Annotated in this window: 15 protein-coding genes; 9 read left to right on the forward strand and 6 right to left on the reverse strand. The window is 38.5% G+C overall.

Features of this window, described 5'->3' with window-relative positions:
- Positions 1 to 36: 36 nt before the first annotated feature.
- The 3 genes from QNI22_RS24485 to QNI22_RS24495 are packed head-to-tail and all read right to left on the reverse strand — an operon-like array spanning position 37 to position 2447.
- The gene (locus tag QNI22_RS24485) at positions 37 to 1257 is read right to left on the reverse strand and encodes a hypothetical protein (protein ID WP_314514557.1); all 1221 of its coding nucleotides are present in this window, start codon (positions 1255 to 1257) and stop codon (positions 37 to 39) included.
- Between the two features lie 4 nt (positions 1258 to 1261).
- Positions 1262 to 1924, reverse strand: a complete 663-nt coding sequence (locus QNI22_RS24490; RefSeq protein WP_314514558.1) for a hypothetical protein — start codon at positions 1922 to 1924, stop codon at positions 1262 to 1264.
- Positions 1899 to 2447, reverse strand: a complete 549-nt coding sequence (locus tag QNI22_RS24495) for an RNA polymerase sigma factor (RefSeq protein WP_314514559.1) — start codon at positions 2445 to 2447, stop codon at positions 1899 to 1901. Before QNI22_RS24495 ends, QNI22_RS24490 begins: the two co-directional genes overlap by 26 nt.
- Positions 2448 to 2642: 195 nt before the next feature.
- Here QNI22_RS24495 and QNI22_RS24500 point away from each other — a divergent pair, with 195 nt between their 5' ends.
- Both QNI22_RS24500 and QNI22_RS24505 read left to right on the forward strand, forming a co-directional pair.
- On the forward strand, positions 2643 to 3122 hold the full coding sequence (locus tag QNI22_RS24500; RefSeq protein WP_313986331.1) for a MarR family winged helix-turn-helix transcriptional regulator: 480 nt from the start codon (positions 2643 to 2645) through the stop codon (positions 3120 to 3122).
- Positions 3123 to 3141: 19 nt separating this feature from the next.
- Positions 3142 to 3606, forward strand: a complete 465-nt coding sequence (locus tag QNI22_RS24505; protein ID WP_314514561.1) for a GNAT family N-acetyltransferase — start codon at positions 3142 to 3144, stop codon at positions 3604 to 3606.
- A gap of 52 nt (positions 3607 to 3658) precedes the next feature.
- On the opposite strand, the gene QNI22_RS24510 is transcribed toward QNI22_RS24505, so the two are convergent.
- Complete coding sequence (locus tag QNI22_RS24510) at positions 3659 to 6061, reverse strand: endonuclease MutS2 (protein WP_314514564.1); 2403 nt, start codon at positions 6059 to 6061, stop codon at positions 3659 to 3661.
- Positions 6062 to 6102: 41 nt separating this feature from the next.
- Positions 6103 to 6507, reverse strand: a complete 405-nt coding sequence (locus QNI22_RS24515; protein WP_314514566.1) for a DUF4296 domain-containing protein — start codon at positions 6505 to 6507, stop codon at positions 6103 to 6105.
- A gap of 204 nt (positions 6508 to 6711) precedes the next feature.
- On the opposite strand from QNI22_RS24515, the gene QNI22_RS24520 reads away from it, so the two are divergent.
- The 3 genes from QNI22_RS24520 (at position 6712) to QNI22_RS24530 (ending at position 9597) form a co-directional block, all read left to right on the forward strand.
- Positions 6712 to 7575, forward strand: coding sequence for a DUF58 domain-containing protein (locus QNI22_RS24520; RefSeq protein WP_313986324.1), 864 nt, complete (start codon positions 6712 to 6714; stop codon positions 7573 to 7575).
- A gap of 41 nt (positions 7576 to 7616) precedes the next feature.
- Positions 7617 to 8567 carry a hypothetical protein gene (locus tag QNI22_RS24525; RefSeq protein WP_314514568.1) on the forward strand — a complete coding sequence of 317 codons (951 nt, stop codon included), beginning with the start codon at positions 7617 to 7619 and terminating at the stop codon, positions 8565 to 8567.
- A gap of 145 nt (positions 8568 to 8712) precedes the next feature.
- Positions 8713 to 9597 carry a DUF481 domain-containing protein gene (locus tag QNI22_RS24530; protein ID WP_314514569.1) on the forward strand — a complete coding sequence of 295 codons (885 nt, stop codon included), beginning with the start codon at positions 8713 to 8715 and terminating at the stop codon, positions 9595 to 9597.
- 63 nt (positions 9598 to 9660) lie between these two features.
- Here QNI22_RS24530 and QNI22_RS24535 read toward each other — a convergent pair whose 3' ends face one another.
- The gene (locus QNI22_RS24535; protein WP_314514571.1) at positions 9661 to 10566 is read right to left on the reverse strand and encodes a prohibitin family protein; all 906 of its coding nucleotides are present in this window, start codon (positions 10564 to 10566) and stop codon (positions 9661 to 9663) included.
- Positions 10567 to 10768: 202 nt separating this feature from the next.
- Here QNI22_RS24535 and QNI22_RS24540 point away from each other — a divergent pair, with 202 nt between their 5' ends.
- From QNI22_RS24540 to QNI22_RS24555, 4 genes are all read left to right on the forward strand, one after another.
- Positions 10769 to 12247: a M61 family metallopeptidase gene (locus tag QNI22_RS24540; RefSeq protein WP_314514574.1), complete on the forward strand. Its 1479-nt coding sequence runs from the start codon at positions 10769 to 10771 to the stop codon at positions 12245 to 12247.
- Positions 12248 to 12452: 205 nt separating this feature from the next.
- Positions 12453 to 12980, forward strand: coding sequence for a 30S ribosomal protein S16 (locus tag QNI22_RS24545; protein ID WP_314514576.1), 528 nt, complete (start codon positions 12453 to 12455; stop codon positions 12978 to 12980).
- Positions 12981 to 13134: 154 nt separating this feature from the next.
- Complete coding sequence (locus tag QNI22_RS24550; RefSeq protein ID WP_314514579.1) at positions 13135 to 14238, forward strand: DegT/DnrJ/EryC1/StrS family aminotransferase; 1104 nt, start codon at positions 13135 to 13137, stop codon at positions 14236 to 14238.
- A 207-nt stretch (positions 14239 to 14445) separates the two neighbouring features.
- Positions 14446 to 14826 (forward strand): hypothetical protein, encoded by a 381-nt coding sequence (locus QNI22_RS24555; protein ID WP_314514581.1) that lies wholly within the window; start codon positions 14446 to 14448, stop codon positions 14824 to 14826.
- Positions 14827 to 14949: the final 123 nt, after the last annotated feature.

Genomic DNA, 14949 nt, shown 5'->3' on the forward strand with positions numbered 1-14949 from the left:
GGCAGGAATTATATTCTGAAGGTTAATCTTGTTAAGCTAGAAGCCTAATGTAAGTCTTAACCCAGGATAAACATGTCTGAAGAGATCATTAAAATACAATTCAGGTTCAAGCCTCAAACGTTGCAACCCTTTGCTGGACATATAAGGCGAAAATGCTGTAGAAATCCTGAAAGTATTTGGACGAAAAAAATCTCCCTGTCGACGGATCAGATATCCTACCTTAAATTCAGCCCATTGAATCTTCCGGTTATTCCAGTTATTTCTTTGAATATCGCTGGATTTGAATCCTGCTATACCCAGAGAAAGAAAATCATTGGAATGAATTGTTATCTGATTATCCCCATCTCTGCCAAACGCAAAGAACCGTTCCCAGCCAATCAGAAAACCATCCGATTGTGTAGTGCTATGGGCAAGCCCTCTTTTATATAGAATCTGTGGCAAAAAGATAACATTAGCTCCTATACTAGGCATAATGGTATTGCCAACTAGTCCCATACCAAAACGGGGTATAATTAAAATCTGATCAGGTTTAAGTTGTTTATTTATCCTTACAGATGCAGGAGTCTGCATTCCGGTATATGTTACTTCAGAAGCCCATACATGCGAATCAAATACACTTCTCTTTTCTGTGTTCTTCATGTCGCTGATCAGCTTTTCAATCTTAGGATTTAATTTTCCCTGAATAATTTTTTCCAGATCATCCAAAGAGTTAACTAAAAAATAGATTCGAAAATGCCGGCTGATAGATGCGGGTGTCTGTATAGCTTCTCCTTTCGCATTATTTCTTATTTCACCAGGCGTTAAGGGTTTTATTACTGAAAATCCCTGTTCAATCACAATGGTATCCTGTGCCGCTTTGACTAGTAAATTTTCATCAGTCTGGAAGTCAATTTGTGTATGACTCATAGGATATCTCCAGAAACGCATGTTTCGTTCCTGTTTCTTTAATCTGTATAGAACCTTTAGGGATTCTGTAGAGGAACTTAGTGAATCTTTTATCTGACTCAGATCCTGCAGAAAGATTGTTAATAGAGAATCTACATTACGAAACCGCAATAGATCTGCATTGTCCTGTAAGCCTATTATTACTTTATTCTCATTTTCCAATGGAATAATGAGTTGCCGATCTTCTTTCACAAAAGGGGTCTTTTTTATAGAGGAAGGCTTATCTGTAAGCCAATCATCAGTAGTGGTTTGGGCAAATGAAATCCCGGCTATGCTCAACATGAGCATAGTACAACACAAAAGATGTTTCATAAAATCAATTCTGTTTTCTGGTAAGAGTAATAGTGAGTTTGGGTGTATGATCGTCAGTAGCCTGTTGTTTTACCACAAAAGATGGATCGTCCTGCATGTCTGAATAATTTGTAGAACGCGGTACTTCATTGGCATGAACTACTCTGAAAGGCTTATGTGCTTTTGCCATTTGGGAAGGTTTAATAACATTCTGAGGTATAGAATCGCTACCCTTCAGTGATGTTGTATCAACCAAAGCCAGAGGTGTCTCAATAAATTGTTTTTGTATTAGAGGTATAGAAGTAGTTTTTATAATGTATAGCGTATCCTTTTTCTCTACGTTATTAGTTACAACTCTTTCTGTATAGGTTGAGTCATTACTCTTTTCAAGCTTAAGCGTAGCTTTAGAATAAGCTGACTTTAATTGGTTCAACTCCATAGCATATACATTTAACTGTTGTTGCTGCAAATAAAATTGCCATACCACAGTTGTTACCAGCAAAAAGACACCGATTCCAGCAGCAATGCGAAACCACAGTACTTTACGAGAAGTTCTTTTAGGCTCTAATTGAGGCTGTAGCTGTTGCCAGAACCGATCCTGACGAAATCTAGTTGAAGAAGGGGTGTCTTCCATCTGATGGACAGCATCACGAAACAAACGGTCAATATCTTCGGGTGGTATGTTCATAACCTTGTTTTATTAACCAGCTCTGTAGCAAAGCTCTTGCCCGGCTGAGTTGTGATTTGGATGTATTTTCACTGATTCCCAATTGTTCTGCTATTTCAGCATGAGAATATCCTTCAATGGCATATAAATTAAAAACTGTTCGATAACCAGTTGGAAGCTGTAAAATAAGGCTGTAGATCATTTCAGAGTTCAACTGTGATTCAACAGTAGCATTTTCTGGAATAATCACATCTTCTTCATGCATCAGCAAAGACAAATTTTTTGTTTTGCGCAGATACATAAGTGCCGCATTGACCATTATTCGTTTCAACCAGGCTTCCAGACCATTATCATCCCGGTATTCGAAGGAATGGAGTGTTTCAAAAAAACGTAGGAATCCATTCATCAACACTTCTTCTGCATCAAATTCATTACGCATATATCGTAGACACAATCGATACAACCGATTGGAATACAGCTCGACCAGTTGCCGCTGAGCAAACATATTGCCTTGTCTACACGACTCCAGTAAAGCCTTTTTCATTGGTATTGGTTTAGGTTTGTATTGCTTCAATGCGCCTTTCTACTGGAAGGTTGCATTGAAAATATAATTTTTCCCAACATCTGATAATGAAATGTATTGCACTACTTGCTTTCTCTTTTAAAATATCTTACAAATACTTGACAATGATTATATTTTTTCAAATATTCGTAACTAGTTACGTAATTAATTACGAATATGGATTTAATGAAAGATCTGGGCGCATTGGCATTTGGTAGTCGGCTCAAGCGACTCAGTGATAAAATCATGAAACAAGCCAATAGTGTATACCAGGATTATGGTTTGGACTTTGAACCCAAGTGGTTTCCTCTATTTTATATACTCAGCCAAAAGTCTGAATTAGGCATCATGGAGATTGCTGATAACCTTGGCATTAGTCATCCGGGAGTAATTCAATTAGCTAAAGAACTAGAGAAAAAAGGCTGGATTACATCTGCTAAATCCAAAACAGATGCACGAAAACGTATCCTTACTCTCACTAAAAAAGGAAAATTACTATTACCCAAACTACAGGATATCTGGGAAAAAATCCGTCAGGTAAATGAAGATCTCATCAATAACCGACAACACAATCTAATACTGGCCATAACTGAGGTTGAAGATCTACTGACAGAAAAAGAATATCTGCTTCGATTCAAGGAATTTCATCATTTATAAAATCAAACCCTTTCAGTTTATGGAAACCATACGAATTCTCGATTACCAACCACAGTTTGCAGAAGATTTCAAAAGGCTTAACATTGCCTGGATCTCCAAATATTTTGTAGTTGAGCCACATGATCTGGAACAGTTGGATCATCCACATGAACATATACTGCATGATGGAGGCCAGATTCTTTTTGCACTTCAAGATAATACAGTTGTAGGTACAGTTGCATTGGTCAAAGTAGATGATACAACAATGGAACTGGCAAAAATGGCAGTAGATGAAAATGTAAGAGGCTTGGGTATTGGGAAAAAATTGTGTCTGGCAGCTATCGAAAAAGCCAGACAAACCGGAGCTAAGCATCTGTTTCTGGAGTCGAATCGAAAGCTTGCTCCTGCCCTGGCTTTGTATACCACCGTTGGTTTTCAGGAAGTAGCCATGCAGGACACACCGTATTCCCGTGCGGACATTCGGATGGCGATGGACTTTGAGTAAACTATAACCATACAAAACAACAAAGGTGAACCTGTAAGTCCACCTTTGTACCTTATTTCATTTTAATAATTGTCACACCAGATCCACCTCGGTCAGCATGTTCATCATTCATAGAGGCAATTTCGCGATAACGGCGTAGATGATTCCGAATCAGATTACGCAGAATACCATCACCCTTCCCATGTACAATACGTAACTCTGACGACCCCAGCATAATACCCTGATCAATCCAGGCATCAACCTCGGTCAAAGCTTCCTCACCCCGTTTGCCACGCAAATCCAATTGTGTACTGAAATTTGCCATTTTCTCATTCATATCAATTCCCTGCATCCGAGGCTGGTTCTCCACCGTTTGTTGACGGTATTCTTTCCGGCTTATTTTCTCCAGACGATTGATTTTAACATTGGACTTTAGTTCGCCGATTCTGATTTCAGCATCCTTTCCTTTGATGCTTAATACTTCTCCTACTGTATTCTGTCCTTTAATACGCACCAAGTCTCCTTCTTCGATTGTCCCTCCAATTACTTTAATCTCAGGTGCAGTTTCCAGTTCTACTACTACATCTTCTGGTTTCAATTTTTTCTCAAAATCTGCCAGATCCTGACGCAGCATTTTAGTCAGATCTTTCTCAGCTTTGACTTCACGTATTTCCCGAATGGTAGTTTCAATTTTCTGGTTGGCATCTTTGACTAATCGGCGGGCATCCTCTTTAGCCTTATTTAACAGTTGTTTGCGCCCTGTCTCCAGCTCGTTTTTCAATGTACTGTACTTGGCCAGAGTTTCATTCAATGTTTTTTCTTTGGCCTGCAATTCGCGATTCTGTTCAGCAAACTTTTGTTTTTCTGTTTCAAGTTCACGCAACATCTTATCAAAGTCAACCTGCGTAGTGCCTACTTTCTGCTTTGATTTTGTGACAATCTCACGAGGCAATCCAATTTTTTGAGCAATTTCAAAAGCAAACGAACTTCCAGGTCTGCCAATCTCCAACTGGTACAGAGGTTCCAGATGCTCTGCATCAAAACGCATAGCAGCATTGGCAACTCCTTCTGTACGATTAGCATAGGCTTTCAGATTACCATAGTGTGTATTTAGCACACCGAAAGCCTTCTTTTGTTGCAACGCATCCAGAATAGTTTCAGCAATAGCTCCTCCCATACCTGGTTCAGTACCTGTACCGAATTCATCAATTAAGAACAATGTATTTTTGTCTGCATGTTGCAGAAAATACTTCATGTTTGTCAGGTGTGAACTATAGGTACTCAGGTCATTCTCCAACGACTGTTCATCGCCAATATCAATAAAGATATCACGGAACAGTCCAATCTGTGAATGGTCGTCCATACATACCAATAAGCCACACTGAAACATATATTGAGTCAGACCTACTGTTTTCAAAGCAATGGATTTTCCTCCGGCATTAGGTCCTGAGATAACCAATATTCGTTGCTTTTCTTCCAGTTTGATACTTAACGGGATAACTGATTTGCCTTGTTTCTGAAATGAAAGATACAACAATGGATGTCTCGTGTTTTCCCAAATCAAAATCGTTTTCTTTGAGAAAATTGGCAGATTAGCCTGCGTACGAAGGGCAAATTTTGCTTTCGCTCTGATAAAATCTATTAGTCCCAGAAATGTATAAGCCTTCTTAAGATTAGGCACATGTGGGCGTAACCGATCTGTCAGATGTGTTAGAATACGAATTATCTCACGTTTCTCCCGATACCCCAGTTCGGTAATCTCATTATTCAGATCGAAAATCTCAACCGGTTCCAGATAAATAGTTTGTCCAGTAGCAGATTCGTCCTGGATAAATCCTTTTATCTTACGTTTATGTTCAGCTGCAACCGGGATTACCATACGTCCGTTACGAATTGTTGCCGAAGCATCATCTGATGTGTATCCCTGATTGATGGATTGCTTCAATATACTCTCCAGCTTTTTACGCAGATTTGCCTGTTCAGCAATAATCTGTCTGCGAATAGCCTGTAATTCCGGAGATGCATCATCGCGCAGTTTACCACGCTGATCAATAACCCGGTCAATATCTTTTAGTAAAGTTGAATCAATATCAATAGCCTGAGTTAGTTCTTTAAGCTGAGGAAATACATTTTCCTCCTGATTTTTAAAAAAAATCAGACAATCATAAATTGTACGTAAAGATAATTTTATCTCAAAGAACTCTTCTTCTGTCAAAAACATCCCTTCGATAGCCGATTTTGCCAAATGCGGTACAGCATCTATAAAGTTAGAGGAAGGAAATTCATCTACATGAAGCAGCATGATTGTCTTCATCTCTGCAGTTTGCCGCACCAACTTATCTATCATATCGTAGTCATTGGAGAAACGCATTTTTTCGACAAAGGCTTTTCCTAATGTTCCACTACACTCTTGCTTGATCCATTCTCTAATCTGATCAAAGCCTAACTTCTGTTCTAAATTTTTAGGATATAACATAATTCTTCCCTATCCCATACAACAGGGATTTTCACATAGTTTCAGTTAAAATATTTTCTTAGTTTTTTTTTGGTTCGTACAGAATCCAGATTTATTTTTTCTGGCATCCTTCCTTCCGATTGTCTTGCAGTCAATGTATCAACTACCGCTGTATAAATTTCGTTCATTAGCTTAATGTGCTGTACATAAAACCGATAGCTATCATGATACTGTGTTGAGTCTGTTTTAAAATCCTTCAATATTTTTTTCTCCAGATACTTGTAATAAAACTGTGTAGAGTCACTGGTTCTGAAACCAGCCTGCTGCGCTTTAGCCTCTGCAATATGCACCTCTACCAATATAGCAACCATCTGCTCCTTACTTAATGCTCCAGCAGGAGGCTTAGGATCTGTAACACATGCACTTAGCAAAAATGTAATACCTACTACTATTTTCTTATACTTCATACAACAAAGTTATAAATACTATTTCAGATTTGGCGAATAGACGCGTGCATTCGCACTCAAATTTTATTCCAGATACAGGCATTTTTTAACATGTAAAGCATATTATTTTTCATTATATATCCATTTCCTTCAAATTTACGTTGCGATACTATCTCTTACCTATGAAAACCATCTATCTTTGCCAGCTTAAATCCAGACGATTCTATGCGTGACATTATATCCCGGCTCCGTAAATTCCAGATTCGCATCCGAAAGGCTGTAACAACACAAATGCATGGTGACTTACATTCTGTTTTTAAAGGCAACGGATTGGAATTTAATGATCTGAGAGCCTACCAATATGGTGATGATGTACGTACGATTGACTGGAATTCCAGTGCAAAAGGACATGGTACATTTGTAAAATTGTTTCGGGAAGAGAGAGAACAAACCGTATTTTTTCTCCTGGATGTCAGTGCGTCACAACAAGTTGGCAAAAAAGGACAAAGTAAAATAGATCTGGCCAAAGAAATCTGTGGAGTGCTGGCTCTCTCTGCCCTACAGGAACAAAGCCAGGTGGGAGTAGTATGTTTTTCAGATCAGAAAGAGAAATATGTAAAACCAGATAAAGGGCTTCAACAAGGTTATTTACTGATCTCAACCTTATTTAAACTGGAAGCTCGTTCTGCCAAAACCAATCTCCGTAGTGCAATGGGCTTTGTTTTGAACATCATTCGCAGAAGAAGCGTTATTGTGCTTATCTCTGATTTTATTGATAGTGATTACGAAACTACGCTGAAAGCTCTGGCAAAAAAACATGATCTGGTCGTGATCCATATATTGGACAAACGGGAAACAGAGCTTCCTAAATTAGGTATCATTCCTATTTATGATGAAGAAACCGGACAAATGGTATGGAGAAATACTTCATCTCCACGTTTTCAGAGACGTATGCGTAGTACATTTCAGCAACAGCAGCAGGAACTGGAACGTATTTGTCGTCAGAATGAAGCAAATTATCTGGCAGTACAAACCAATGAAGACTTTGTACCAGCACTAGTGCGACTATTTAGAGTACGAAATCAATAGTTTATATTCCAACCTAATCATAATGTCAGGGCCTTTTGTCTATGCAGAAGTTACACCTAAATACCATTACATCTCTATTTGGCAAGTATCAAAAATCAATACAATGGATTGCCCCGGTTACTATAATCTTATTTCACTTATTCCCCTCATGTCTTGCTCAGGAGCTAAAACCTCATGGTAAGTTTCTGGTAGACAGTGCTAAAATCGGGCTCCCGATCAGATATACACTCAGTTTCAGACATCCAGCTGAAATGCAGGTTATATTTCCAGATTCCGGATACAACTTCTCACCTTTTGAATGGGATCATAAAGATTATTTTCCTACACGTACAGATGCCAAAGGCAGCATAGACAGTGTAGTATATACCCTTACCACATTTAATATAGCGCCCATTCAAAAACTCCAGTTACCTGTTTATATTGTTCAACAAAAGGATTGTACAACTGTGTATGCAACCATAGACTCAGTTGTTGTACAGCAACTTCTTGGACAACCATCGCGTTTTCTGTCTCCCAAGACCAATGTTGAATACATTCCAGTACCACAAACACTTGATTATCGCTTGATACTGGTTATTTTCCTGGCATCAGGATTGTTATTGTTATTGTTATATGTAGTTTTTGGACGTCAGATAAAACGACAATACCGTTTATATCGACTCTGGAGAGAACATCGCAGCTTTGTGAGTCATTATGAAAAACTGCGCCGTAAAGTTCGCCAGCAAAAAGAAACCTCTGCGGTCGAAATGACAGTTGTATTATGGAAACAGTATATGGAATTATTACATGATAAGCCGTATAGTTCCTATACTACGAAAGAAATTACTGAGATTATTTCTAATTCCAAGCTATCAGATTCGCTTCAGATCGCAGATCGTGCCATTTATGGAAACAGTATGCCAGAAGAGATCTATGGAGCATTGCGCAACCTGCAAATGACAGCTGAATCTTTCTATAAACGAAAACGGGTTGAAGTTGCCTCCAAACGGTAAATCAGGCTTTTCTTCTAAATAAAATCAACAGGCACTAAAGTTGTGTCGTCATTTTTAAGATAGTTATCAATCATTCTAATTTATTTTGTGAGACATTTTGAGTTTATACACTCAAGGGAGTCATGACTTTAATTATCCTATTCAGATGAAATTTATTTTGATACTCTTTCTCGGCATATGCAGTGCTATTACCTACTCACATGCACAAATTGTAGACAGTACTCAATACAAAATAGATAGTGCGTCTATTAAGAAAAATGCTACTATCAAAAAAGATACAATAAAAATTGACACTATCAAACGTGATACAGTCAAACCTCCTGCAAAGCCAACTCCCCCTCCACCTCCTAGCTGGACCTATGTTTTAGGTCTGGATGGGATGATTAATTCAGGTAATGTTAACCGGAAACTGTTAACATTACGATTAGGTTTAAATCATGAAAATCCAAATTCTATCTGGGGATTTTACTCATCCCCCCGCTTTCAATATGGTACTAACAATGAGGTATTACAGGAACGTGAAGTTTTTTTTGATTTTAATAATACCTGGTTTTATAGTCAACATGATGTGTATGGACTATTGTTTGGCATTTATGAACAAAGCAATCTGCGACAAATCAATGATCGATTGAATATTGGTGTAGGTGTAGGCTGGCGGATTATTGGAGGCAAACGGTTACCCAGCTCACGAGTCCAGGTTTCTATAAGTAATGCATTTCTGCGTGAAGCAACGGATTTTATTTCCGGTGACACAGAAGATTTAAACGTATTACGAAATTCAACACGTTTCAGGTTTCGGGTAGAAATTATCAAGGACAAATTAACTATTCAAAGCACTGTATTCTTCCAGCCTGCAATCAATAAGAAAAACCTGAGATGGAATTCCATCTCACAACTTGTATTCAAACTCAACAAACATTTTTCACTTACCTCAACACTGGATAATTCCTATGAGAGTTATAATGTAGCAGGAGTAAAAAGTTCTCAGTTGAATTCTACTCTTGGATTGAGCTATACAGGATCAAAATAAATATGCTTCTATTAGAGCCTATAGCCAGACTCTCTCATTTCTGGCTATAGGCTTATTAACTAGTTATTTATCACCCAGCATAATAGGAGTATTGTTGCGTCCATTCAGTATAATCACTTTCGCATTGGGAGACAATGCAATATCTTTTTGTGCCTTTATTAATTCATATTGCAGTTGTTTGTCACTTAAACCAGTAGACAAGATCTTCTGATAATCAGCAATACCTTGAGCTTCTACCCTCTTACGATCTGCTTCCTGGCGTTCTTTAGCCAATACAAATTGCATCTTCTGTGATTCTTGTTCCGCATTAATTTTTGATTCGATTGCCAGCTTTACAGATTCAGGCAGGTTAATATTTCGCACCAGTAGCTGTTCAAGCATTAGTCCGCGAGCCTTGAAGTCGGCTTCGATTGTCTTAAAGATACGATCCTGAAACTCATCACGTTTTACAGAATACAGCGATACTGCATCATAATAAACAGCATTGTCACGAATCTTGGTACGGGTAATAGGACGTACAATTTTATTCCGGTAGTCTGTACCCATTTCACGCAGAATCCGGGGAGCCTCCTTATCCATTACCCGATAGAGTACAGTTAGGTCAATCACAACTTCCAAACCATCTGCAGTAAGTACTCTGATAGCATCCCCTCCTGCCTGATCTCCTTCATCATGTACACTTGACATAGTATAATTCTGGGTTTTGATATCAAATGTTGTAATATCTACAAATGGATTCACCATATGCAGGCCGCTTTCCAGAATATCCGGCTGCACCTTCCCAAACAAACTTTTAACACCTACTTCCCCTACATCAATTTGTTTGATAGTTGAGGTAAGAACTCCAATAAAGATCATACCAGCCGCAATCCATTTTAGTACAATGCTGGTTCCGGCAACACGAGGATTTTTAGCAGGAAGAGAAAATCCAATAATGAGAATGATTAAACCAAGGATTAGTAAAAACATAGGGTTTATGAGATGAAATATAGTTTTAATAAAATGAGATCTTCTTTATTCATTAGTGGATAATCAGACATTATGTAACCTTTAAAAATTGGGAAAAGTTATTGCTAGTAATCAGATCTATTATTCCATCTGTATCACCTTGTTCATAAACCTCCTTATCTTTGTTTTCTGTTTTGTCTTTCCTATTCAAAACCAATCTTCTATGCACTATACTATTGACTGCCTGAATGCCTCGGAACACATACTAAACATTACCCTACACATTGAACAGATAGATACACCTGTAGTTGATTTGCAACTTCCGGCGTGGCGTCCGGGTAGATATGAACTATCTAACTATGCTAAGAATATTTTATCTGTCCGAAGCTACACTACTAACCAGGAGCCATTGTTTATAGAAAAGATTACCCGTGAACGCTGGCGCATCCATATGAATGGTCACACAGAAGCTACAGTTAACTATGAATATTATGCACAACAGATGGATGCAGGTAATTCGTGGCTTGACGAAAATCTGGTATACATTAACTTTATCAACTGTTTGTTTTATGTGACAGAACGAATGGATGAGCCTTGCCAGGTTAAACTCATTTTCAATAACTCCTATACAATTGGGTGTGGACTAAAAGCTATAGAGCCTCATTCATTGTATGCAAAAGATTATTATGAGCTTGCAGACAGTCCAATGATGGCCTCTGCCAGCCTGCAACATTATACATATCACGTAGATAAGATACCTTTCCATATATGGGTACAAGGAGGCGAAGGAATGTTAAACTGGGAAAAAGCACTGGAAGATTTTCGTCAGTTTACAGAAGTACAAATTAATACAATGGGCGAATTTCCCCAGAGAGATTATCATTTCTTACTATTTCTACTGCCTTACCAACACTATCATGGTGTAGAACATCGAAACTCTACAGTGATGACCCTAGGGCCTGCCGAACAGATAGGCCACTCACTTTATGAAGAATTGATGGGCTTAGCCTCTCATGAACTTTTCCATGCATGGAATATCTGTACAATACGCCCTAAGGAATTATTACCCTATGATCTCACACAGGAAAACTATTTTCCAACGGGCTATGTAGCAGAAGGAGTTACCACCTATTATGGAGATTTATTTCTGGCAAGATCCGGATTCTTCGATCCTTCCCGTTACTATGCCGAAATTACCCGTACTTTTAACCGGCATTTTATGCAAAGTAACGCAGCTCGCTTGTCTTTAATTGAGTCGTCTTTTGATCTGTGGGTAGATGGCTATAGTGCAGGTGTGCCCAATCGAAAAGTATCTATTTATCACAAAGGAGCCCTTGCTGCCTTTATTCTGGATATGGAAATACGCAGATCCACAAATGATCAGAAGTCACTTGATACAGTCATGCAATTGCTTTGGCAACGATTTGGAAAAACAGGTATTGGCTATACACATGATGATTATATAGCCATTGCCGAAGAAGTAACAGGCCATTCACTGACAGATTATTTTGCCGCTTGTATTACAGGAACAGAGCCTTTACAAAACTACCTGGCCAATGTACTTGCATATATAGGTTGTGTATTACAGATATTCCCATTGGTGGATAAATCCGGTTGTGTAGAAATTCTTATTACTCCTGTACAGGAAAATGAGAGTAGAGAAAAATGGCTTCAGAATACCCCTGCCATTTCACTCTATTAAACAATCAAATTTAGTATTTTGAAAATGTAGATTTCACCATTGCTCAGACAAAGGCATTAACAGATATTTACAGAAGTCAAAAGTAGTGAATATCAACCTTGTAAATATTTTTTCAGGGTATATAGTTTAATTTATAAGTTTAATATTCTATCTTTGCGTCCCGAAAAATGACGGACGGGTTCCGTCGATAACCATAAATACACACATGGCAGTAAAAATCAGATTAACACGTCGCGGACGTAAAAAGTTAGCAATCTATGATATCATCGTTGCTGACGCTAAAGCACCACGGGATGGTCGCTTCATTGAAAAAATTGGTAACTACAATCCTAACACTAACCCGGTTTCTGTAACACTAAATACAGACCGCGCATTGGATTGGTTGCTAAAAGGGGCTCAGCCTACAGACACTGCTCGCACTATTCTTTCTCATGAAGGTTTATTGTTGAAAAAACACCTGCAAGTAGGCGTACTGAAAGGAGCTATTACTCAGGAACAAGCAGATGCAAAGTTCGAAGACTGGAAAAAATCGAAAGAACAACAGGTTGAGAACAAAGTTGCAGGCATTGTTAAGAAGAAAGATGATGCAGCGAAAGCTCGTCTGGCAGAAGAAACGAAGAAAAAAGAAGCTCGTGCCGAAGCTATCATCAAAAAAAATACTGTTGTGGAAGAAGCTCCAGCAGCCGAAGAGTCTGCAGAATCTTCAGAACCTGCTACAGAAGAACAAGCATAAGGTATTCTTACCCTATATTCAGAGAGGAGGAAAACGCAGGTTTTGCCTCCTTTCTCTTTTTTATAGGCTATCTAAATGCTTGAATTTGTACACTTTCGTTAGTATATCGTAGCCTATTTATTCTTTGTTTTATTTTTAATCCAATACAAACGATTTGCAAATCCCCTTTTATTCTCTAGCTTATCAACATCAGAACATTCGAAAACAGCTAATTGAACAAATGACTCTGGTACTTGATTCACACTGGTATATTCAGGGTGAGCAGGTCAAGGCTTTTGAATCTGAATTTGCAGCATTTTGTCAAACGAATCACTGTATAGGTATATCTAATGGATTAGATGCTTTACACGTTAGTCTAAGGGCACTTGCGCTTGGTCCAGGAGACGAAGTAATTGTATCTGCCCACTGTTTCATAGCTTGTGTATTAGCCATTACTCATACTGGGGCAACACCTGTCTTTGTAGAACCAGATCTTTATACATACAATATCAATCCAACAGCCATTGAAGCAGCCATTACTCCACGCACAAAAGCGATTATGGCAGTTCATATGTATGGACAGCCCTGTGATATGCAAGCTATTACTGGTATTGCAGGTAAGTATAAACTGTGGATCGTCGAAGATTTCGCTCAAGCCCAGGGAGCGAAATATGCCAACAAGCTTGTTGGCAGTTGGGGACATATAAATGCCACCAGTTTTTATCCTGTTAAAAATCTGGGAGCATTGGGAGATGCAGGAGCAATTACTACTCCGGATGTAGAACTGGCAGAAATGGTGCGTAAACTACAAAATTATGGTTCCAGCCAGAAATACTACTCAGATATACAGGGTTTTAATACTCGTCTTGATGAGCTACAAGCGGCTTTATTGCATGTAAAGCTCCATTATTTGTCAGAATGGAATCAACAACGTCAGCAATTAGCCCACTATTATATCCGCTATCTTGCTGACCTCCCCTCAATCACCCTTCCGGTAATACTTCCTGAAGCTCATACAGTATGGCATCTATTTGTCATAAAGGTATCAGACCGCCAGGACCTCCAATCCTACCTAACAGAAAAAGGAATAGGTACAATGATACATTACCCTGTTCCACCTCATTTACAACAAGCTTATAAGAATCTTGGTTACCAATCCGGTTCCTTTCCTATTGCTGAGCTAATTGCAGATACCTGTCTTAGTCTTCCTCTTTATCCTGGCCTTTCATCAGAAGCACAGGACTATATTATTAGCAATATCCGGGATTACTATTCTTAGACGTCAACCTTACTAATTTTTACCTGAGTACACTTTTCTTACAAGCCTAACCGACTCATGCCATTTCAGACCAAATGACAATGCACTATATATCCATAGTTTTTTGGGTATACTAAATTTTTACCTTCTGATTAAACCTTATTAGCTGAAACCACTCTAACAGATATCATTTAACAAAATACAATTATGAAAACACATTCACTCCTTATGAAATCTTTAATTACAGGTTTTGCACTAATCGCATTGTTTTTCTTTACCAATGAACTAAAGGCGCAAACAACACCTATAAATAAAGACAAGATTGAAGACAAAATAGATCGGGCAGAAGATGTAGCAGATCGGAAAGAAAACAGAGCCGACAGACGTGAAAATCGTGCAGATCGTAGAGAAGACAAAAGAGATAAAAGAGAGGATGTACGTGATGCCAAACACAATGGAGGCAAACTTGACAAATTAGAAGATAAAGTAGACAAAGCAGAGGATCGCAAAGATCGTAGAGAAGACGTACGAGACAGAGCGGAAAACAGAAGAGATCGCAGAGAAAATGTACGTGACAGAAAAGAAGATAGGAAAGACGGTAAAAACTAAGCGTTTGTTTAGTTGTAGTTGCCAGTGAAAGGAACCGCAATCTGAGTAACTGACAGTAGCAAAAGTCCATGATTGTTAGTCATGGACTTTTCTTACTTCAAGAATTCACAAACTTATAACATT

Origin of the sequence: Xanthocytophaga agilis, assembly GCF_030068605.1 — a bacterium.
In the GTDB taxonomy this organism is placed as follows: domain Bacteria; phylum Bacteroidota; class Bacteroidia; order Cytophagales; family 172606-1; genus Xanthocytophaga; species Xanthocytophaga agilis.